Annotated in this window: 18 protein-coding genes and 1 rRNA gene; 1 reads left to right on the top strand and 18 read right to left on the bottom strand. The window is 39.3% G+C overall.

Annotated features, from left to right (window positions below):
• Window positions 1–35: 35 nt before the first annotated feature.
• Together KHA95_RS20045 and KHA95_RS20050 are read right to left on the bottom strand one after the other, a co-directional pair.
• Window positions 36–1,587, bottom strand: a 16S ribosomal RNA gene (locus KHA95_RS20045).
• A gap of 762 nt (window positions 1,588–2,349) precedes the next feature.
• Window positions 2,350–5,475 carry a hybrid sensor histidine kinase/response regulator gene (locus KHA95_RS20050; RefSeq protein ID WP_213139353.1) on the bottom strand — a complete coding sequence of 1,042 codons (3,126 nt, stop codon included), beginning with the start codon at window positions 5,473–5,475 and terminating at the stop codon, window positions 2,350–2,352.
• A 333-nt stretch (window positions 5,476–5,808) separates the two neighbouring features.
• On the opposite strand from KHA95_RS20050, the gene KHA95_RS23410 reads away from it, so the two are divergent.
• Window positions 5,809–5,904 (top strand): 3'-5' exonuclease, encoded by a 96-nt coding sequence (locus KHA95_RS23410; protein WP_481748464.1) that lies wholly within the window; start codon window positions 5,809–5,811, stop codon window positions 5,902–5,904.
• 340 nt (window positions 5,905–6,244) lie between these two features.
• Here the strand turns inward: KHA95_RS23410 and KHA95_RS20060 are convergent, their stop codons facing one another.
• The 16 genes from KHA95_RS20060 to KHA95_RS20135 form a co-directional block, all read right to left on the bottom strand.
• On the bottom strand, window positions 6,245–6,997 hold the full coding sequence (locus tag KHA95_RS20060) for an iron ABC transporter ATP-binding protein (protein WP_213139355.1): 753 nt from the start codon (window positions 6,995–6,997) through the stop codon (window positions 6,245–6,247).
• Window positions 6,994–8,058 carry an iron chelate uptake ABC transporter family permease subunit gene (locus KHA95_RS20065; protein ID WP_213139496.1) on the bottom strand — a complete coding sequence of 355 codons (1,065 nt, stop codon included), beginning with the start codon at window positions 8,056–8,058 and terminating at the stop codon, window positions 6,994–6,996. Before KHA95_RS20065 ends, KHA95_RS20060 begins: the two co-directional genes overlap by 4 nt.
• A gap of 2 nt (window positions 8,059–8,060) precedes the next feature.
• A complete protein-coding gene (locus tag KHA95_RS20070; RefSeq protein ID WP_213139356.1) occupies window positions 8,061–9,077 on the bottom strand; it encodes an ABC transporter permease in 1,017 nt (338 codons plus the stop codon).
• 19 nt (window positions 9,078–9,096) lie between these two features.
• Window positions 9,097–10,143 (bottom strand): siderophore ABC transporter substrate-binding protein, encoded by a 1,047-nt coding sequence (locus KHA95_RS20075; protein ID WP_213139357.1) that lies wholly within the window; start codon window positions 10,141–10,143, stop codon window positions 9,097–9,099.
• Between the two features lie 765 nt (window positions 10,144–10,908).
• Complete coding sequence (guaA, locus tag KHA95_RS20080; protein WP_213139358.1) at window positions 10,909–12,462, bottom strand: glutamine-hydrolyzing GMP synthase; 1,554 nt, start codon at window positions 12,460–12,462, stop codon at window positions 10,909–10,911.
• 119 nt (window positions 12,463–12,581) lie between these two features.
• Complete coding sequence (locus tag KHA95_RS20085; RefSeq protein WP_213139359.1) at window positions 12,582–14,765, bottom strand: transglutaminase TgpA family protein; 2,184 nt, start codon at window positions 14,763–14,765, stop codon at window positions 12,582–12,584.
• Window positions 14,762–15,865 carry a DUF58 domain-containing protein gene (locus tag KHA95_RS23295; protein WP_213139360.1) on the bottom strand — a complete coding sequence of 368 codons (1,104 nt, stop codon included), beginning with the start codon at window positions 15,863–15,865 and terminating at the stop codon, window positions 14,762–14,764. Before KHA95_RS23295 ends, KHA95_RS20085 begins: the two co-directional genes overlap by 4 nt.
• A gap of 119 nt (window positions 15,866–15,984) precedes the next feature.
• Complete coding sequence (locus KHA95_RS20095; protein ID WP_213139361.1) at window positions 15,985–16,941, bottom strand: AAA family ATPase; 957 nt, start codon at window positions 16,939–16,941, stop codon at window positions 15,985–15,987.
• 143 nt (window positions 16,942–17,084) lie between these two features.
• Window positions 17,085–17,921, bottom strand: coding sequence for an ammonia-dependent NAD(+) synthetase (gene nadE, locus KHA95_RS20100; RefSeq protein ID WP_213139362.1), 837 nt, complete (start codon window positions 17,919–17,921; stop codon window positions 17,085–17,087).
• A gap of 243 nt (window positions 17,922–18,164) precedes the next feature.
• Window positions 18,165–19,628 (bottom strand): nicotinate phosphoribosyltransferase, encoded by a 1,464-nt coding sequence (locus tag KHA95_RS20105; RefSeq protein WP_213139363.1) that lies wholly within the window; start codon window positions 19,626–19,628, stop codon window positions 18,165–18,167.
• Window positions 19,629–19,642: 14 nt separating this feature from the next.
• On the bottom strand, window positions 19,643–20,206 hold the full coding sequence (locus tag KHA95_RS20110) for a cysteine hydrolase family protein (RefSeq protein ID WP_213139364.1): 564 nt from the start codon (window positions 20,204–20,206) through the stop codon (window positions 19,643–19,645).
• A 1-nt stretch (window position 20,207) separates the two neighbouring features.
• Entirely contained in the window at window positions 20,208–20,801 is a 594-nt protein-coding gene (locus KHA95_RS20115) for an HAD hydrolase-like protein (protein ID WP_213139365.1), read from the bottom strand.
• Between the two features lie 53 nt (window positions 20,802–20,854).
• Complete coding sequence (locus KHA95_RS20120) at window positions 20,855–21,532, bottom strand: DNA alkylation repair protein (protein WP_213139366.1); 678 nt, start codon at window positions 21,530–21,532, stop codon at window positions 20,855–20,857.
• Between the two features lie 98 nt (window positions 21,533–21,630).
• Entirely contained in the window at window positions 21,631–21,825 is a 195-nt protein-coding gene (locus tag KHA95_RS20125) for a hypothetical protein (protein ID WP_213139367.1), read from the bottom strand.
• 21 nt (window positions 21,826–21,846) lie between these two features.
• Complete coding sequence (locus KHA95_RS20130) at window positions 21,847–22,500, bottom strand: pilus assembly protein TadG-related protein (RefSeq protein WP_213139368.1); 654 nt, start codon at window positions 22,498–22,500, stop codon at window positions 21,847–21,849.
• A gap of 17 nt (window positions 22,501–22,517) precedes the next feature.
• Window positions 22,518–22,910, bottom strand: coding sequence for a TadE family protein (locus KHA95_RS20135; RefSeq protein WP_213139369.1), 393 nt, complete (start codon window positions 22,908–22,910; stop codon window positions 22,518–22,520).
• Between the last annotated feature and the right edge of the window lie 64 nt (window positions 22,911–22,974).

Here is a 22,974-nt window from a genome sequence, read left to right on the forward strand (position 1 = left end):
TTTTTGTTGGCCTAGCTGCCAACAATATTCCTTAGAAAGGAGGTGATCCAGCCGCACCTTCCGATACGGCTACCTTGTTACGACTTCACCCCAATCATCTGTCCCACCTTCGGCGGCTGGCTCCCAAAAGGGTTACCCCACCGACTTCGGGTGTTACAAACTCTCGTGGTGTGACGGGCGGTGTGTACAAGACCCGGGAACGTATTCACCGTGGCATGCTGATCCACGATTACTAGCGATTCCGGCTTCATGCAGGCGAGTTGCAGCCTGCAATCCGAACTGAGAATGGTTTTATGGGATTGGCTAAACCTCGCGGTCTTGCAGCCCTTTGTACCATCCATTGTAGCACGTGTGTAGCCCAGGTCATAAGGGGCATGATGATTTGACGTCATCCCCACCTTCCTCCGGTTTGTCACCGGCAGTCACCTTAGAGTGCCCAACTAAATGCTGGCAACTAAGATCAAGGGTTGCGCTCGTTGCGGGACTTAACCCAACATCTCACGACACGAGCTGACGACAACCATGCACCACCTGTCACTCTGTCCCCCGAAGGGGAACGCCTTATCTCTAAGGTTGTCAGAGGATGTCAAGACCTGGTAAGGTTCTTCGCGTTGCTTCGAATTAAACCACATGCTCCACCGCTTGTGCGGGTCCCCGTCAATTCCTTTGAGTTTCAGCCTTGCGGCCGTACTCCCCAGGCGGAGTGCTTAATGCGTTTGCTGCAGCACTAAAGGGCGGAAACCCTCTAACACTTAGCACTCATCGTTTACGGCGTGGACTACCAGGGTATCTAATCCTGTTCGCTCCCCACGCTTTCGCGCCTCAGCGTCAGTTACAGACCAAAGAGCCGCCTTCGCCACTGGTGTTCCTCCACATCTCTACGCATTTCACCGCTACACGTGGAATTCCGCTCTTCTCTTCTGCACTCAAGTCTCCCAGTTTCCAATGACCCTCCACGGTTGAGCCGTGGGCTTTCACATCAGACTTAAGAGACCGCCTGCGCGCGCTTTACGCCCAATAATTCCGGACAACGCTTGCCACCTACGTATTACCGCGGCTGCTGGCACGTAGTTAGCCGTGGCTTTCTGGTCAGGTACCGTCAAGGTACCGGCAGTTACTCCGATACTTGTTCTTCCCTGATAACAGAGTTTTACGATCCGAAGACCTTCATCACTCACGCGGCGTTGCTCCGTCAGACTTTCGTCCATTGCGGAAGATTCCCTACTGCTGCCTCCCGTAGGAGTCTGGGCCGTGTCTCAGTCCCAGTGTGGCCGATCACCCTCTCAGGTCGGCTACGCATCGTTGCCTTGGTGAGCCGTTACCTCACCAACTAGCTAATGCGCCGCGGGCCCATCTGTAAGTGACAGCCGAAGCCGCCTTTCAACCTTTCCCCATGCGAGGAAAGAAATTATCCGGTATTAGCTCCGGTTTCCCGAAGTTATCCCAGTCTTACAGGCAGGTTGCCCACGTGTTACTCACCCGTCCGCCGCTAACTTCAGGGAGCAAGCTCCCATCCATTCGCTCGACTTGCATGTATTAGGCACGCCGCCAGCGTTCGTCCTGAGCCAGGATCAAACTCTCATAAAAGAAGTTTAGGCTCGCACGATGCGAGTCACAACGACGTTGTCACAGGATGTGACGTTCTTAGTCGTTGATCCTTACTCTTGCTGGCAATGGTTTAAAACCATTGTTTAAAAAATAATTTGACGTTCGTTTCGTTCAGTTTTCAAAGATCAAACAGCACCACTCTCAAGGAGCAACTCTATTAATATATCACATTAAATTTGAGCCGTCAACACTTTTCTTTTTTCTTTTTAAGAGAATTCCAAGAAATTGTTTCGCTAAATTTAACGATAAAAACATTCTATCACTTTAAAACTAGATGGTCAAGGAATATCTTTTTATTTTTTTAGAGTTGCATCTGAACACACTGTTTTCCATGTTCTACACGCCTTTTAAGCACATTAAGATAGGTTTAATTGATTATCAGCCATGCAGATTCTCTTATCTCCTAGCGATATTCTTCCATTATTAAAAACATTACGCTTCTGCACTTATAGATGTAGGGAGACTTCTACTGATTCAAGTTAAATAGATTGATAGACTTATTTACCTAATCATTTGAAGGTTGTCCCTTAATTTATAAGCATTGTCTATTTTTAATAATATTAAATAACGGGAAAAGGATCTTTCAGATTCCCCCCGAAAGATCCCTTTATTCATTACTCCCAATATTGATATTAACGTATTTAGTTTAGGGTTATTCCAGAATTACCGAAAATATAAAATCTCACAACTTGGAACAGAAGTTAAATTTGGTCTCTAGACTTAGCTTTTATTATTTGTTCTTTATACAGATGAACTATTATTTGGTACAGTAAATGTGATCGATGTTCCAACATTGACTGTACTCTTAACATGCAGACCTTTGCCATATGATCGCTTCAAACGTTGTTCGGTATTGACAAGTCCAATGCCCTTTTCTTGATCGGATTGGATTGAAAAGATTTGCTTAATCTGTTCCTCATCCATCCCTACACCATCATCAATAACGGAAATTTCCGTATAACCGTCATTTTTATGGATTCGTATAATTATTACTCCTCCATTGGTACGCTTTAATACGCCATGATTGACTGCATTTTCTACTAATGTTTGGATAGATAAAGGTGGAATCATTACATTTTCAACTTCGTCTATTTCCCATTTTACATGCAGCCTGTTTCCAAATCGCTCTTTTTCAATATATAAATAGGATTCAATCAATTCAAGTTCATATTCAAGTGGCACAAGATTGTCTATGTTTTTTAGATAGAAACTACTTTGCAAGTATAGTGAGAATTTCTCAAGAAGCTGGACCATTCTCGACATATCTATTTCGCTTAATGAAACAATCGCATTCAGCGTATTTAATAAAAAGTGCGGTCGAATTTGCGCTTGCAGCCATGCAGCTTCCATTCTTAACCGTTCATTAATTGATACTTGTAAATTTGTTAGAGCATGCACCCGAGCATTTAATTCTATGGCATCAACTGGTTTTACTACGTAATCATTTGCCCCCGCTAAAAATCCAGTATAAATATCTTCCGTATGGCCACGAGCTGTTAAGAGCAAAATTGGAAGCTCAGATATGGAAAACTTCTCCCGTATCGAACGGGTTAATTCATACCCGGACATGTTGGGCATCATAACATCCGAAATAATTAGATCCCAATCATTTCTTTCGAGTTTTCCCAGCGCTTCTTTTCCGCTAGTAACAACCTCTACCTTATATTGGTCCTCAGAAAGAATATTTGTTAACACTCTTAAGTTTACTGGATCATCATCGATTGCTAAAATTCTTGGTCTATATGATGCTACCCTATTTTCAGTGGATAATTCTATCATTGAATTCATCGCACTCGGTATTTTTTTAAAAGGAAGTTCACTTATATTTATAAGCGGTGCCGCTGCTGCTATTGGTTTTTCAGTCGATCCTTCAGCTAGCGGTAACGTAAATGTAAATACCGATCCCTCACCTAAGACAGAACTCGCCCGCATTGTTCCACCATGCAGTTCTACTAATTGCCGACAAATGCTAAGCCCAAGACCGAGCCCACCTCCAATTGCGGTAATACTGGAATCACCTTGTTCATATGGTTCGAAAATAATTTGGAGCGTTTTTTCATCTATCCCAATTCCCGTATCCGCAATATGGATATGGCCCATTCCATCCTTTATATCGGCCGTAACAGTAATGGTACCTTCATCCGTATATTTCACCGCATTATGAAGAAGATTAAACAATATTTGAATCAACCTGTTTTTATCGGCAACTACATGCGGGAAGTCACTTATGATGTTAACTTCCATTTGAATATTTTTATTTTCAATGAGAACTTTAAGCATATCGATAACGCCTACGGAGACAGCTCTGACATCTATATTTTCGAGTTGGAGATGAATCCGGTGTTCCTTCAGACGAGTAATGTCCAATAAATCTTCTAATGTCCGTGACATATGATGCCCAATTGTCAGTTGAAGAGTCAAGCCGTCTTGAACTTTTTCATCCAATTGCCTTGATCTATTTCGTAAAATAGACTGTGTAATATTAATGATACCGTGTAATGGATTCCGAAGCTCATGGGATGTATTTGCAAGAAATTCATCCTTTCGCTTAATCTCTTTTTGGAGTTGAATAGCAAGTTCCTCATTCGAAGCATTTAAAGCTAATAATTGCTTGTTTTGTTGCTCCGTCTTTTGAGTCCTCTCCGCAAAATCTTTGCTCATGAGGATGACATTAAGCATTACATAAACACCGACAGCCGGTAACATTAATGTCCATGAGTGATACCAATTTTTCCCGATTGCAAAATCATTAAAAAAGGCAAGAAATATGATTCCCATTCCAATCAAATTAATTTTTGCATTTCTATTCTGGTTACGAATGCTTTTGTAAATTACATAAATTAAATAGAAAAAGGTAGGAACAGCTAAATAAAATACTTTGAAGAAGAGTGCTTGGAAAAATACGGGCTGTGTAAATAAAGTAGTGACAATGAGCGTAATATGTACAATAGATAGCACGTATAGCACTTTTTTGGAAAACTCTTCTTTATGCCAGTGCCATAATAAAATAACATAGAACAATGAACTTGCCTCTGTCAGTATATATTCTAATCTGGTGCCCCAAAGCCAAGACATGTCTGAAAATAAAAGCGTATAGTAAAAAGGAACCGCAAATAAAGCGCGAACAGAAATGAGCATAGAAAACATACCAAATATAAAAAACACTTGTTCTTGTCTGCGATACAAAGAAAAGAGAACCATAAACAGACCAATGATAAAAATACAACCATTAATAAAGAGAGTTCCTATAATATTCGTATTAAATTTTCGAGATACAGTCGATGCTTCGCCAAAATAAATTGAGTTTTCAAGTCCTCCGCGAATATGGTCAAAGCTAGATACTTGAATCGTAAGTAATACCTCATCTGATTGCGCAAAAAAATACCCTATTCTTGGTGACATTTCAGTAGCATGTATAGATGAATCTTGCCCAACTATACCATTCCTAGAGATCTCATTTTGATCTACAAAAAGAGTGTAAGCACTGTATTGATATGGTATGTATATGGCTAATGCTTTCTCTATATATTCTTCAGGGATTTTAATAGTTGCGCTATATGTGCCGAATGAGTTGATATTTCCCGTATGGGTTTGAAATGACTCAGGAAGCGTGACTACCTCTACCATTCCATCGCTCCATTGCGATTTCACCTCATCGGGTGTTAATAATTTCTTTTCAAAAAAGTGCCATTCCCCATCTAAATTCGTATAAAAATCTTTCGATTGTAGCTGATTACTAAAATCAAACCCCTTTGATGCAGCAGACTGTTTCGCCGAGGCACTACCATGAGAAATCAACGTTAAGATAAATAAGATCGCTATACATACTAATACATATCGATTATGCTTAACTACCAACTGACTCATCCCCACTTCACATACCTGCATATTATGAATAAAGCTATTCTAGCACACAATCGTACTAATCGAATATGCCTCAGCGTAATTGGGACAAGATTTTTTCATAGATACGAGCGACTAAAAAAATTCTAGAATCTATATAAGTTGAAATAAATAGTATACTTAAAATGCTGAAAGTAAACGCCGTTGATTTCCGTTCCAGGCGGACGTTTGCCGCTCCCCCCAGAAGTCGCCCAATCAACTAGGTATGCATCCGTTTAAAAGAACATCTTAATTTCAACTTATATATATTTGAATATCTTTTACAGTCTAAAAATTGGGATTTAGCTATTGATTATTTTGATAAAAAGATCTGTCCCTATTATGACGATTCATAAAAGAAAAAAATTGGAGTTTAATACTGTCTTTCTTGTTGAAGATGACTCAGCTTTCTAGTCTTATGAAAGTGACCCTGGAGAAACAACTGCTACTTTTTTGTATCTATTTCTAGAGCTAAAGAAAGCCTGTTTTGCACGTACTCAGATAAGGAATGGTCAATAGTCGGAAGAAATATAATAACGAAGTTTTTACGAAGTATTGATAGAAAGTAATGTTGTTACCGAAAAACATTATTAGAACAAGAATATTTTTTTTAGATGAATGAGAAATTACCCATCTTTTTCTTGTCTATAAAACGAGGTCAAGCAATGATGCTCGACCTTGTTTTTATCCACATTTTCCTTTTTAAAAACTAGTTTACTTTTGATTTTTTTGGAAGTTCAAGTTCATTTTATAACTAATAAATCGCTACTGGCCCATAAGGACCATCGATAATTTCTATTTTCGTTTCAAAAATATCTGTCAAAATTTCTGGATCCATAATCTCTTCTACAGTTCCAAAAGCGGCAATTTGTCCATCTTTCATCGCACAAATTCGATCAGAATATTTGGCTGCAAAATTTATATCATGCATCACAGTTAGAATGGTTCTTCCAAATTCATTCGCAGCCTGTCTCAAATGCTCCATCATTTGAACAGAACGAGCGACATCAAGATTGTTCAGAGGCTCGTCCAAAAGTACATATTCAGTTTCTTGGCACAAAACCATTGCAACATATGCCCTTTGCCTTTGACCACCTGAAAGCTCATCTAAATATCGATTTTCTAGATCAGTCAAGTCTAAAAAATCGATATATTTAGAAATAATAGCCTCATCCTCTTTCGTTAATCTTCCTTGCGAATGAGGAAAACGTCCATATCCAGCTAGTTGCCTGACCGTAAGCCTCGTTACAAAATGATTTTCTTGTCGCAAAATGGTTACAATTTTTGCTAGGTCTTTTGATTTAGATTTAGAAACATCCATATTTGCCACTTTAATTTGACCTTCATCCATATGCAAAAGTCTTCCAATCATCAAAAGTGTTGTAGACTTTCCAGCACCATTAGGCCCAATTAAAGAAGTAAAACCAGCTTTTGGTATTTCAATATCCAAAGGTCCTATTTTTACCTGATCAGTATACAACTTTCTAGCATTCTCAATTTTTATCATAAAGCCCTCTTCCTTAAAATTACAATTAAAAATATGATTCCACCAAACAGTTCGATAATAACTGAAACTACACCTTGAGCATTGAATACATGATACATAAAAAAGTATGCACCTGTTAGTATCAAAAATCCGATAGCAAGCGCCATTGGAAAAATATATCTGTGATCGTGAGTTGGCGCCGCTTGATAACTCAACGTTGCAACTAAAAAGCCAAAGAAAGTTAGTGGTCCAACTAAAGCCGTTGAAATGGACATCAAAACAGCAACTAAAACAAGCGTATAAATGATACCAGATTGATGTTTCACTCCAAATGAAGTAGCGACATCCTTGCCAAGTGACAATACATTTAATTTCTTAGAATATGTAAGAAGTAATATCGCTACAATGATTACCATCGGAATGACAATAGGAAAATAGGCAGCATCTGCATTATTGACGGAACCAAACAATCTTGCTTGTAAAATATCAAACTCAGATGGCGAAAGAAGTCTTCTCATGAAAGTTGAGACGGATCTCAGCCCAGTTCCAATAATAATACCAACCAAAAGCATAAGTTGTAAATTTCCATACTTTCCAGAAAGCAGCCATCCATAAAGGATCAAACTCATCAAGACCATAGCCATCACTTGAAACAGAAATGATCCAGTGCCACTAAACCCGATCAATGCACCAGCACCAAAGAAAAATATTGTACTCGTTTGAATGGCTGAGTACAGTGATTCAAAGCCTAGAAGCGAAGGTGTGATAATGCGATTATTCGTAATCGATTGGAAAGCAACGGTTGACAAACTATGACAAATTGCAGCAATAATCATTGCAACCACAGCGACGATCCTTCTTTTAACAACCGGGATAAAAGAAGGTGAATCGATTGGAACCGGATTGTTATAAACTAAAAGCCCGTACGAAGAAAGAACGCCTAAAGCAATCAATGTGATGAGCAAAATCCAATAACGTTTTTCCTCTTTCTTATTACGAAAAGCTCTAGCTGATCTCTTTTCTTTTCGAAGGCTAGAATTGATTACGACATTATCTGTATTTCTATATTCCAATGCGTTCATCTTCATCTTAGCCTCCTTGGTTTTCTTCGTCTCAATAAAATAGCAATAAATACGACTGCCCCCACTGTTCCGAGTATTAAAGAGACAGGTACTTCAAAAGGCATGATAATTGTTCGAGAAATGATGTCACAAACCGTTATCGTACCCATTCCGATCACACATACCCAAGGCAAATTACTTCTAAGATCATCGCCTCTAAACATGGAAACAATATTCGGAACAATTAAACCTAAAAAAGGTAAGTTTCCAATTACAGCTGCAACAATTCCAACTGCAAAAGAAATCAGACCAGTAGCGAAAAGAACGAGCCGATTATAATTTACGCCAAGACTTGTGGCAACATCTTCCCCTAGTCCAGCTAAAGTCAATCGATTCGCATACATAAAAATAAGAATCGTAACGATAACAATTAGCCATAAATATTCATATCTTCCAATTTGAACAGCCGCAAAAGAACCTACAAACCAAGATTCAATATTTTGCGTCGCTTGAAAAAGGAGTCCAACAAAAGTGGAAACTGCAGAAATAACTGCTCCAAGCATCAGCCCAATAATCGGAACAATTAAAGACGAGCGAAGTTTAACCCTTCTTAAAAATAAAAAGAAAATCATCGTTCCTATAAAAGAAAATGTGATTGCACCCGTCATTCTTAGCATTAAAGTTGGGGCAGGAAATATTAAATAAACAAGAAGGAGACCCAAACCTGCCCATTCAATCGTCCCTGTTGTGGTAGGTTCAACTAAACGATTCTGTGTAATCAGTTGCATGACGAGTCCTGCCATTGACATGGCAGCTCCAGTAAGCATCAGTGCGGCTGTTCTTGGCACACGCGTTATGAAAAACATATCCATTCCATCTTCTTGTCCGCGTATATCATAAACTCCGGTAAACAGTGACAGTATACCTAAAATAATAACAACTAGCACAGCGAATATAAAAGGTTTTGTCCATATCTTATTGTGGTTATAAAGCTGGGGTTGAGAATTATTCTCAACCCCAGTAACTATATTTTTTTGCACTATGTGAGACTCCTTTAGATTACTTACCTAACGTATTTGCAAGGTTTTCAAATAACTCTAGATAAGTTTGGATTGATTCATTTGTGTAAGTGTCATTTGGTGCATAAACGATCTTTCCTTCAGTAACAGCAGTTACGTTTTGAAGAGCAGGCGCATTATCAATAACATCTTGAGCAGGAACTGCATCAGATTCAGATGATACCGCAGCATCACGATCCATTACAAAAATCCAATCAGGATTACTTTGTGCAATTGCTTCAACAGAAACTTCATCACCTTGGTGATCTGATGTAGATTTTTCAACTTCTAATGCCGGAGCCCAGCCGAAAATTTCATACATTGGTCCCCAAACACGTCCAGTATGAGGAGCTGCAAAACCAATATTCCCACCAGAAACGATTACACTCATAACTGTATCCGTTCCATTATAGGCAGACTTAGCGTCTTCGATCGCTTGATCAAAATCAGCTACCAATTGTTTCGCCTCTTCGTTTTTATCAAAAATTTGTCCCAAAGTAGTTGTAGCATCCTTAAGTCCATTTACTAAGTTTTCTCCAGGTGTAGCAGCTTCCTCAGAAACATCAATATTCAGGTCAATAACAACTGCATTTGGCACTAATTTTTTAATCTCTTCATAATAGCTACCAAATCTTTGACCGACGATTACAAGCTCAGGCTCAACAGCTGCGATAATTTCAAGATTTGGTTCACGGTGATTTCCAATATCTTGAACTGACTCATCACTTACATATGGTGAATCCTCAGGCATTACAGCTTTAGGAGCAGCCGCTAACTCAATTCCCCAATCAGATAAAGTTTCAAACGTTCTATTATCCAAAGCAACTACATTCTTTGGATTTACAGGAATAGTAACCGTTCCATGAGCATCAGTGATTTCAACCGTTGAAGCTTCATTAGAATCATTTACAGCTTCAGTAGAATTATTTTCTTGCCCATCCGTTTCACCAGTTTTACCAGTTTCATTACTTGAATTTGAGCAAGCTACCAACATCATAGCAAAAATTGCCATTATAAAAGTTAATTTGAAAAAATTAAATTTTCTCATTTCCTATATCTCTCTCCTTATGTATAAACTTTATAAATAAATAGATTATTGAATTGAAAAAATTAATATCTATGTTTTTTATGCTCGATTTAAATAATAATAATCTCTATTTCACATAGTGCACAGCGACAACACAAAAACAATGATAATGATTATCAATTTCAATACTATGTTTAGTATACCAAATGAAAAAATAATATCAACATGAATTCTTCAAAGCTTGCGTGAAGAATAAAAAAGTACTAATTATGTGAATATCTTGTGACGGATGCAAGTTGATCAATAAATTTGCTTCTTTTCTATTTGTTTTTTCAGGGTAGGTTACAAGGAGACGCGAGACTTAATAGGAGATTTAACTTGAAGATCCATTGAAATATATAAATAGAATTCCTTTTTCAAATTCTCAAATGTGTAATTCAAAATTCTTGGCAATATTGAAATTTAGCTTTAATCTTATCGCAATCTTTTTCGATACAACAATAGGTTAACCATATTTTGGAGTTAACGTTTTCTGATTTCCTTCTAAGGAGAAATAAGAAATATGAAAGACGCACAAATCAAAAATTCACTATTTCTCATTTTGGTAAAAACTATACTCAGGATAAGGGTCTCCTCGTTGCCAACAGATTAAACAAAACAATTGAATATAGAAACCTAACATTACAGTAACAACCAATTTATTCTAACAAAGCTCCAAAATGTACATGTGCTATCAAAAAAAGGCCCTAGAAACCTGTGTTACCAAGGGTTTCAGGGCCTTTCCTTTTATTCCCACTCAATCGTTGATGGTGGCTTGCTCGTAATATCATAAACGATCCGATTTACATGCTCGACTTCATTCACGATTCTTACGGAGATTTTTTCTAATACGTCCCATGGGATTCTTGCCCAGTCTGATGTCATTCCGTCTACGGAAGTAACCGCACGAATGCCGACAGTATGGTCATATGTGCGCGCATCTCCCATGACACCGACGCTGCGAATGCCAGGTAAGACTGTGAAGTATTGCCAAATGTCGCGATCTAAGCCAGCTTTCTTTATTTCATCACGTAAAATGTAATCTGACTCGCGGACGATTTTTAGTTTTTCATCTGTTATTTCACCAAGCACTCGAATGCCTAGGCCTGGTCCTGGGAATGGTTGACGCCAAACGATTTCATCTGGAATGCCAAGTTCGGTTCCAAGTGCACGGACTTCGTCTTTAAATAAAGTATTTAATGGTTCAATTAATGTGAACTCCATGTCTTCCGGCAATCCGCCGACATTATGATGGGATTTGATCGTTTGCGCTGTTGCTGTACCACTTTCAATGATGTCCGTGTACAACGTTCCTTGCGCTAGGAAATCAATTCCTTCAAGTTTTGCTGATTCATCGTCAAACACATAAATGAATTCATTTCCGATGATTTTTCTTTTTTGCTCAGGATCTGTTACACCTTTTAGTTTTCCTAGAAAACGTTCTGAAGCATCCACTTTAATCACATTCATATGGAAGCCTTCTGTGAATGTCTTCATCACACTTTCCGCTTCACCTTTACGTAAAAGTCCATGATCAACGAAAATACATGTTAGTTGATCCCCGATCGCTTTATGGATAAGAACAGCGACGACCGAAGAGTCAACGCCTCCACTTAGCGCGCATAATACTTTGCGATCTCCGACAATATCTCTAATTTTCGCCATTTCCATCTCGGCAAAATTCTCCATTGTCCAATTTCCTTCGCATTTACAAACGTGGAATACGAAGTTTTTCAAGATGTCATTTCCATAAGCGGAATGTTGAACTTCTGGATGAAATTGTACGGCATACAGTTGTTTCTCTTCATTGCTCATCGCAGCAACCGGACATGTCGCACTTGTTGCATTAACGACAAAACCTTCCGGCGCTTCCTTGACTAGGTCACCATGACTCATCCAAACGACTTGCTCATTTGGCGTTTCAGAGAAAAGAACACTGTCTTCGTTAATTGTCATCGTTGCTTTTCCATATTCACGGTCTTTAGCTCTTTCCACCTCTCCACCAAAATGAGTTGTCATTAACTGCATTCCATAGCAAATGCCTAATACAGGAACGCCGAGGTCGAATAAGCGCTCATCACAGCGAAAAGCATCATCTGCATACACACTGTGTGGACCTCCCGACAAAATGATTCCTTGTGGATTTAATTCCTTGATTTCTTCAACTGTCATTGTATGAGGGTGCAATTCACTATAAACACCGAATTCTCGAATTCGTCTCGTAATTAATTGGTTATACTGACTTCCGAAGTCTAGTACAACGACCATTCCTTGGTTTTGGTATTCTGTCTTTTCCGGCATGTATGACCCTCCCGAACGATTTTAAATAAAAACTGACATTGCTCTTCTCATAGAAAGAAGAATGTCATTGTCGCATCATGTCTAATCCGTTTTTATTTTATACTTGATTGCGAGCATGGTCAACCAGCAGTTCTTTTAATTAGGTTTTCCCATAATTTTCGCACATTTTCCCATTCATTCGCCGCTGAATCACCACGGTAAATTGAGCGTTCATAAATCTCTGTCAGTGTACTCATTTCATTTGTGTTAAGATGTTGATCAATGTATTTTGCATATTCACGAAGCGTCTGACCTTGTTCACGCTTGGCCCCAAAGCGGTCAAGCCGTATGAGCAGGTCATGATACGCTTGGGCAAACGTCTCTTCCTCATTTTTCCCACGATACATCCAAATTAATACATACGGAATCCACTTTCTTCTTTGCACCGTTAACCAAACAGCGGCAGAGATAATCACAATGCAGACGGATAGAAATATAAGCCAGTTCCCCACTGAGTTAAGCTTTGGCCAAATGGAAATAGAATGTCTATATTCTTTCGGCTCATTCTTAATTTCTTCTTTTTCCTCTTCGATTGGTTGCGGTGTTTCTGGCTTCGCTTCTTCTGGATTTTGTACAGCAGGCGTGCTTCGTTCCACTTCTTCATCTTGACTATACGTAACAGGATTATAAAATCCTTTTGTTGGCTCAAACGGGACCCAGCCTTCCGTTGGAAAATACACTTCCACCCAAGAATGCGCCTCATTATTTGTTACTTGATACATCTGCGCATCTGAACCGGCTGTTCCATAATAATTGCCAGCCGTATACCCTTTTGCCCATCTAGCCGGAATTCCAACGGAACGCAGCAATGTGACCATTGATGTGGAAAAATTGTCACAATACCCACGCTGTGTTTCAAATAAAAATTGATCGACATAATCTTGATCGCCTTTTGGAATGGCTACATCAGTCTGATCGTAAGTAAATTGAGCCGCTTGAAAATATTGTTCGATCGCCTTTGCCTGATCAAACCAGTTATGTTTATCTGCCGTAATTTCCATGGCAAGTTCTCGAACTCTTTCAGGCAATGAATCTGGTAACTGAGTAAAGTGTTCTAACAAATCCGAATGATGAGAAGGCAATGCTGTCGTTGCTCGCATTTCTTTCATACTGTACGAAGTTTTTTTAAATGAAACGGCATATGTTTTTAAAAAGACCGGCTCGGCATTTTCTGAAAAAGAAGTAAACTTATCGAGATCTGGATCATATTGAAAATATCCTTCTTCATTCCCCTTTATGGCTGTCGCGGCGTATGGACGAACAATATGTGAATATGGCAATTGCATATCAAAAACGGCTTCTTTGATTTGTTCATCTTTCGTCGCAGCAAGCTCATAAGCTAATTCTCTCTCAGACTCGAACAATTCATCATCCGAACGATCCGAGGAAGTCCAGCCTTTTCCTGTGTATACATCCTTTACTTCCACTTTCCAATACTGCCGCGAAGGAGTTTTCACTTCAAAAACGACTCGATCGTCACCGTGAAACGGTCCTCCAAGCTTTGTATCATCTGGGCTATATCCGATCGATGCAACATTGCTCTGCTGACGACCGTTTTCCGCCGCTGATTTAATAAATGGTACAGGATCTGGCCAAACAGGATCAGCTTTCGGGGATATGTATCCAACCATTACACTCGACATAATGAGCACGGCAAGCGGTAATGACCATTTTAAGAATACCCCTTTCCTCTCTTCAAGCCTCTCCTCTTCAATAAATCTCTGGAAAAACAACATACCAAGTAATACAAACCCAATCACAATAATTCGTACGATCGCATACTTCCCATTATAAATCGTAAATGTATCAAGAACCGTCACATACAAAATCGTTGTAAAATAAAAAACGAAGACTTTTTTTCGCAAAATGAGCCAATATCGAAGCAAATACGCCATCAGCCATAGCAGGATAAAAAATAATAAACTTCTCGTTAAATCCGTTAAATTATACCAATTCCCTACCCAGATTCGTCTTCCGTTTTCCATTACATCAGCTACTAACGTTGGCAGCCATTCGACCATACTTATCATGCGATGCGAGAAGATAAGATGAAGAAATAGAAAGACGAAGAATGCTTTAATAGGTAGCCGTAGCCACCAAGGGCAGCGTATAAAGTATAAAAATAGGGAGATGGCAACAAATAGAACAAAATAATGCAATTCACCTGTATACGTAATTTCTGAGAGGGGGCGCAGCCATTCCCAAAGGAGCATAAAGCCAAGTACGTACAATACCATCGTATAAAAATTACGACTATGAGTCATGCTCGTCTCACCTCTGAAAAAACCGTTTGTATGTTTGTTTCATCTATTATTCGAACCCGGAAACCTCTTTGGGTAGCATGCACCCGTAATGCCGCTTCCTCCGAGTTAATTTTTTCGCCCGCCTTTTTAATGATAAAGATATGAACCCCTTCCTTGCGTTGCTTGTATGAGCCCATACTTTCAAGCAAATCCCTTGTTAACTTTGATGTAATGATGATGAGCGTTGCTTGTTGCTTCATAACTATCCCATCAGCTTTAAGCAACCCTCCCAGTGCAACACGGCTATCTGACTTCACTTTTGCAAAATGATACATACATTGTTGCTGGTGCATTTCCCCACCTTTAATCGAAAGCAGCGTCTTTTCGGCCCCAACCGAATATAATCCTACTTGACCACCGCTCTGCAAAATAGCAGTTACCGAGGAAGCGGCAAAAGTAACCATTTCTTCAAAGGTATCTGTCGGCGTTCGATCTAAAACAAAGAGCAAATCATTCGATTGCCGCAGCTCAAATTCCTTCGACATCATGTTGTTCGTCCGAGCCGATGCCTTCCAATCGATCCAAGCAAACCGGTCACCTGGCTGGTATTGCCTCACACCGGCAACGAGCGTTGTATCTTTTTGGAACTGTGTCGCCGACGCAGTCCCGCCTTGCTCAAAGCGACTTTCCATCAGACGATAACCGATATCGATAATTTTCGGATAAACGAGGACTGTTTGCTCACATGTAATCCAGCGCTCTTTCTCAATGAACCCTAATCCATCTCCTGTTTTTAATCTGACCGCATAAAAAGCATGCTCTCCACGTGGAATCTGCTCAATCTGATAATCAATTGTTATTTTCCTTTTAAAGCCGGGAAATAAAAGCTGTTTACTCCCTTTGCTATTACAATCATCTGTAAAAACATCCTCTACAAGTAAATAGAGCAAAGGAAATGGAAATGTTCTGTTTAACTCAAGCGAAACAATCAAACGATCACCTGAGGTCAATTCCTGCGGATCAACCTTTCTTGTTACCTGAAATTGCTGCAAAGGATAGGTAAATATTAAAAGCGAATATAGCGAGATCGGAAGAAAACTAAAAAATAAAAACCAGCTCACAAATCCACCTTGGAACATCGCGTATGAAAAGGCGAGCCCCACAAGAAAAAGAAGGAAAAAAAAGCGAATAAATCGGTTTATCTTATTGAAAAAACGTCTTCTTTTCCATTTTCCCCTCATTATTTTACAGCCCTTTTCACTGGTACATGCACTTTCGCAATGATGTTTTCAACTAGCTTCTCTGGGGAAATACCTTGAAACTTTGCTTCTGATTTTAAAATAATCCGATGGGAGAAAACATAGGGAGCTAAATATTGAACATCATCTGGAATGACATAATCTCTGCCTGAGCAAAATGCTAATGCTTGTCCCGCTTTCATTAATGCAATTGATGCCCTCGGGCTTGCTCCTAAATAGATTTGTTGGTGCTCTCTCGTCTTATTTGCCATTTCCACAATATATTGTTTAATTACTTCTTCAACATATACTTCTTTCACTTGCTGTTGAAGCTCTCTTAATTCATGAAGTGTGATGACGGGATCAAGCTCATCAATTGGTGCAATCTTTTGCGATCGCGTCAACACCTCGATTTCTTCATTCATTGATGGATATCCCATGTTTAACTTCATTAAAAATCGATCAAGCTGCGCCTCTGGCAGCGGATACGTCCCCTCATATTCGATCGGATTTTGTGTAGCCATGACAAAAAATGGTCTTTCTAGCTGCAATGTCACTCCATCAACCGTCACACTTTTTTCTTCCATCCCTTCAAGCAATGCTGATTGCGTTTTTGGCGATGTTCGATTAATTTCATCCGCTAAAATAATATTTCCAACAATTGGACCGGGGCGAAAAGTAAATTCCATTTCCTTAGGGTTATAAATCGAAACACCAAGAACATCGGAAGGCAATAAATCGGGGGTGAATTGGATTCTTTTAAAGGTTGCATTGACAGATTTAGCTAAAGCTCTCACCATCATTGTTTTTCCAACGCCCGGAACATCTTCGAGCAAAACATGCCCTTCTGCTAAAAGAGCGACAAGGCTTAATCTCGCAACGTCGGTTTTTCCAATCATGACTTTCTCAATATTTTGGATAATTTTTTTGATTTGTTGCTGCATCATATCATGGTTCATCTGCACACACCTGCCGTCATTTTTTTCTCTTACTCCATATATTCTGTTAAAAGGTGAAAAAACCTCTTGTAAGTACAAAGTTCTACACAAAAAGAACGTACTACCTTATTATAACGAAAAAAAGAGACAGATTTAGCTGCCTCTCAATCTTTCCAAAAGTCATCAAACACAGTCACAGGCAGATGCCGTTTATGTTTTGATTTTCGAAATAATGCTTCAATTGTATTTTTCGCTGTTTCAGAAACGGCTTTCCCTTCAAGATAATCGTCAATTTCTTCGTATGATACACCTAATGCCACTTCATCTGGTAGCATCGGTCGATCATCTTCTAAATCAGCCGTTGGTACTTTCATATATAAATGCTCTGGGCAATCGAGTTCCTGTAAAAGCTGTCTTCCTTGCCTTTTATTCAGCCGGAAAATAGGCACAGCATCTGATGCGCCATCTCCATATTTGGTGAAAAATCCCGTCAAAGCTTCCGCAGCTTGATCTGTTCCAAGCACGACACAATTATATGTTGCTGCAATGCTATATTGGGCTTTCATCCGTTCCCGTGCTTTTTCATTCCCTTTTGTAAAGTCTGTAATTTCAATGCCGGCTTGTTTTAATGCAGCTGTACTTGCATCGACGGCTTCTTTAATATTGATTTCGTATGTTTCGCTCGGTGAAATAAAAGCAATTGCATCTTCGACATCATTCATATCTGTTTGTGTACCATATGGTAGCTTGACAGCAATAAATGTATAATGATCGTTATTAGCCCCGTCCCGCTCATTTAATTCATCAACAGCCATTTGTGCGAGTTTCCCGACAAGTGTAGAATCCTGTCCACCTGATATTCCTAGCACAAATCCACGAAAGAATGAATGTTTCTCCATATATGACTTTAAAAAATCGATACTTCGACGTATTTCCTTTTTGGGATCAATATTCGGTTGAACTTTTAGCTCCTCGATAATCTGACGTTGCAGTTCTTCCATTTTGTTCACTCCCACTTCAGCATTATTTTCTCACACTATTTTAGAACAAAGTTGATTTCCGCTTTAGGCGGACGCTCCGTAAGCTTACTCAAGTCAACAGGATGGGATATGCTCGTTGTCCCATAATGGCGAGTCCTATTAGGCTTCCGCGGATCTCACGTAGACCGTTGATCCCGCTAGAGTAGCAGCATTCCACTTCAATCAATGGAATCTATTGTGAATTAACATTCCCGTTTAACAAAGCTATTTTTTCAAGGCATGCACTTTTTCCTTAATCGCTTCAATGTTTCTCATTTTATTATCCCAGCAATCTTGGCTTAAATCGACGGGATATTCTTCGGGGTTGAGCGACCGCTTATATTCATCCCAAAGAACGTTCAAACTTTCCGCCGCATATGCTTGAATCTCTTGAAGAGTTGGCAATACATATACAAGTTCACCCTTTTCAAAAATGGGCTGATGCAAATCTTTCGCTTCAAAGTTTGTCACAAATTTACTTATATATGTGTGGACAGGATGGAACATCTTTAATCGTTCCTCGTGTTCGGGTGTTTCATTCCACAGTGTAATATAGTCACCTTCTGATTTATGGTTTACCCTGTTAATGATCCGATACACTTTTTTCTTTCCTGGCGTTGTTACTTTCTCCACATTGGCAGAAATTTTAATCGTATCTTCCATTTCACCCAATTCATTTTCAATTGATACGATTTTATAAACAGCGCCTAATGCCGGCTGATCATAAGCGGTAATCAGCTTTGTGCCAATTCCCCATGAATCTATTTTTGCTCCTTGAGCCTTTAAATGTAAAATTGTATATTCATCTAAATCGCTAGACGCAAAGATTTTGGCGTCTTGGAAGCCCGCATCATCAAGGAGTTTTCTCGCTTCCTTCGACAGGAACGCCATATCACCGCTGTCCAGTCTAATTCCGAGAAAATTAATCCGATCACCAAATTCTTTCGCTACTTTAATCGCTGTCGGCACTCCCGAGCGCAACGTATCATACGTATCAACTAAAAATACACAGTCCCGATGAGTTTCTGCATATTTTTTAAATGCCGTATACTCATCTCGATATGCTTGTACCATTGAGTGGGCATGAGTTCCAGCTACGGGCATGCCAAATAATTTCCCAGCTCTGACATTGCTCGTTGCTTCAAAGCCGCCGATAAACGCCGCTCTCGTTCCCCATAAAGCTGCGTCCATTTCTTGCGCTCGCCTTGACCCGAATTCTAATGCGATTTCTTTCCCAACAACTTGTTTAATACGAGAGGCTTTCGTTGCAATCAATGTTTGGTAATTCACAATGTTAAGCAACGCCGTCTCTAACATTTGTGCTTCTGCGAGGGGTGCTTCAATTTGCATAATCGGTTCATTATGAAAAACGATCTCCCCTTCACGCATCGAGCGAATCGTACCTGTAAACCGCATATTTCTTAAATATTCAAGGAAATCAGCTTCATAACCGATTTCTTCTAAATAATGCAAATCACTTTCAGTAAAACGAAAATTCCGTACGTAATGAATCGCTTTTTCTAAGCCGGCAAAAATCGCATAGCCGTTAGAAAAAGGCATTTTGCGAAAATATAAATCAAATACTGCTTTACGATTATGAATTCCGTCTTGCCAATACGTCTTTGCCATATTAATTTGATACAAATCCGTATGTAGCATCAAGCTATCATCTTCATAATGGTACTTCATTACTGTGCCACTCCTTAGTTTCCAGTTCTAATTACTTTTGCACCGAGTGTGTTTTCAAAATGCCCTAATGCCCAGTCATGACCGGCTGCATTAAAGCTAGCAACCGCATCCGCATGGATCACAATCGCATAGCCTTTGTTATATGCATCGATGGCTGTATGCAAGACACAAATATCGGTACATACACCACATATATGCACTTCTTCGATTCCTCGTTCACGAAGCTTCATATCAAGATTCGTTCCTGCAAAAGCGCTATACCTTGTTTTATCCATATAATACATATTTGAATCATTTTCATATTGACGATATAACGTAGCAAGGGAGCCAAATAAATCCCTTCCAGATGTTCCCTCTATATTATGGGGAGGGAAAAGCTTCATTTCTGGATGGAGCACATCGTTTTCCAGATGTTTGTCAATCGCTAATACGACGAATTCTCCTGTTGCTAAGAATTCCTTCGTCAAGTTAACGATGGCCTCTTCTATTTCCTGGCCCGGTTTCCCGCATGTTAGTTTTCCATCATCCGCAACAAAATCATATGTATAATCAACATTTAATAATGCTCTTTTTGCCATTTTACTTCCCCCCGAAAGATTTTAGTGTTTCAATCAAAGAGTCCGTATATTGCTCAACATGAAGATCGGCTTCAATATCGGCGTTTTGAAACGCACATGTTTTCATTCCAACTGCTTTGGCGGGAATCAAATCCAATGCGCGATCGCCAATCGCCCAATCCAAATCGTATTTTTCATGCAAATATTGATAAGCACCAATATCTGGTTTGCGCGGATAGCCATCATCATCAGGACTAACGATTTCAGTAAAATATTGAATGAGTCCCCACTTCTCTAGCAGCTCTTTAGTCGATGCCCTCGTACGATGAGTGACAATCACATTCACTTCCGCCGCCGCCAATACTGCTTCAATCCCTTCAAAAGGAGGACTTCCGGCTTCTGCTTCAGCGTGATCCAATTCCTTAAAACGATCCCGATAGTTTTCCGAGATACCAAAATGGGCAAATGCCTCCTTTGATGTACGCTTCAGCCAACGAAGCGCTTCTTTTCGATCTATCTGCTTTTGATGCACCTCTTCATAGACCGTACAAAAACTATTCAAAATTGCTGGATATGTATCGAAAATTGTCCCATCTAAATCCCATAATAATCTCATGAAACATCACCTTTTCTTATATTAATTAAAGATTACCACATTTTTGCGGACAATTATCTTTTTTGTATATATTTTAAGCCTTCCCTTTTTGCCAAGTTCGATAATTCATTTTCGTTAATAAAAGTGGAAACCGCTTCTGCATTCGTTTTTGAGTATTCCCTTAATGACCACCCAATCGCCTTTTGAATAAAAAACTCTTTTAAATGAGACGTTTGTTTAATGATCGAAAATAATAAATCCACATCGGTTTGTTCTTTATATTTGAGTTGAAATAAAATCATCGTACGCTTGAGCCAAATATTATCAGATTGAAGCCATCGTTCGCCACGCTCTTTTATTAAATGCGGATATTTACTAAATAAAGCACCAACTAAATGAGTGGCAATCGTATCAACCGTATCCCACCATGATTTCTTCTCAATTAAAAATTGCAAGAGATCAAGATGCTCTACCTCTAGCTTCTTTTTGTTTCTTACGAGCATATCAACGGCTGCATACTGAAATTCACGCTCAGGAAGACACCATAATTCCTTTATTATTGTTTCCGCATCTTCTGAATCGAATTGGAACTCCCTTATGAATGGTTTGGAAAGTTCCCTTCTTTCTACTGATTTCAATCCTAAGAAGGGAAAGTGTTTTTTCATATATCTTTCCATTGGTCCAGCGTTTTCTATATTGCGTGCGTTAATGAAGGTTTGTTTTAATAGTGAAAATCGTTCCTGATTATCCATTTTATCCTCCCGCTTTTTTCTACAAATCATTTTACCATAACTTTATTAAACAGAAAGAGGCCGACGTAACGACAATCGGCCTCTGTATATATGAATGATTAATTTCTCTGCTGTTGCAGCTTCATAAGATGATTTTTTCTCATCGCTGGTAAAGCAATCCCTACAATGATGACTGTGTATGGAAATTTCCCATCAGCGAAAAGCCATTCGGCAAAAGAAACGGGAGTAAAAATGCCGTAAAAAAAGATCATTAAAAACAAGTAAAATCTTTTCCACTTCTTTTCTCTATTCATTTATGGAGCTCCTTTGTACTGTTAATCAAGAGCAATGGTTTGATGAATGGATAGCTGGGAAGAAAAATCAATCTTTGGGCCAGCCGACTGTTGAAAAAGCTTTTTCTCCACACCAAGAAAATAATTCTTATATGAAGCAGCTTTCACACTGTTCGATGCTTCTACGTAAATTCTTCCCTCTTTAAATAGGGTCATTTCGGCACCGCTCACACTCCCATCATTCTCGGAAATCGTAGCCGCTGCTACATGTTTCATGCTTGGGATAATAAAAAAACGAATATCCCTTTCTAACTTTGTAGCGAGTTGATCATTACTTCTCAACTCTTGAGTAAGCACGTCGTTAAGCGCTCTTCTTTTTATTTCGTTATCACTATCTTGGCTGTATGCAGGATTTCTCCGTAATTGATTGATCTGTTTCTCAACTTTTTCCGCGATTGTTTCTGGCTGGGATTCATCCTCATCCCAAGTTAACGTACGTTCATATTCATCAATCGAATCCCATATTTCTTCGTACAACACCGCAGTTGCCGCAAGACTTGCTTGCTGTGCAGTCGTATTCGCTTTTTCTTTTACGGCAAGAACTTGCGTTAAATTAACAACAAAAACAAAGAGAATCATCATGACGGATAGTAGCCCTAACATGAAGACGATAACATTCCCCGATTCGTTTTTCATAATAACTTTACACACCTTCACTCAATCACCCTACCTTTTGCAGTAGATGAAAAAGAATAAGAGGGAGACCGACCGAAAATCTTTTCTGGTAGAAAAACAAATGTAATATTGGCATGAACGGTCGCTGTATAATTTTTTCCACCTTGAATCGGTGCACTTTGAAAGGTAAGGTAATTGCCGCTAGCACCAACGATTTCTTTTGCTGCATGAGCAGCTTCGGACGCGTCCTCTGTCAATGAATACACTTTCCCTGCTTCATTAGCAGCAGATTGAACTAACACAACGGCATGGACGGTGACAATTAACTGCCACATGATGACGATGAGTAAAAGGGCGAATGGAAGAATTCCTAAAAATTCAATCGTAGCCGATCCTTCCTCATTCTTCATATTCTGTTTTACGTTCATCATGTGAAAAATCCCCTTTCTTCAAATCTGTGTTCAAAAAGGAGGATAAAAAGGACCAAGAAGTTCG

Origin of the sequence: Bacillus sp. FJAT-50079, assembly GCF_018343515.1 — a bacterium.
Taxonomy (GTDB): domain Bacteria; phylum Bacillota; class Bacilli; order Bacillales; family Bacillaceae_C; genus Lederbergia.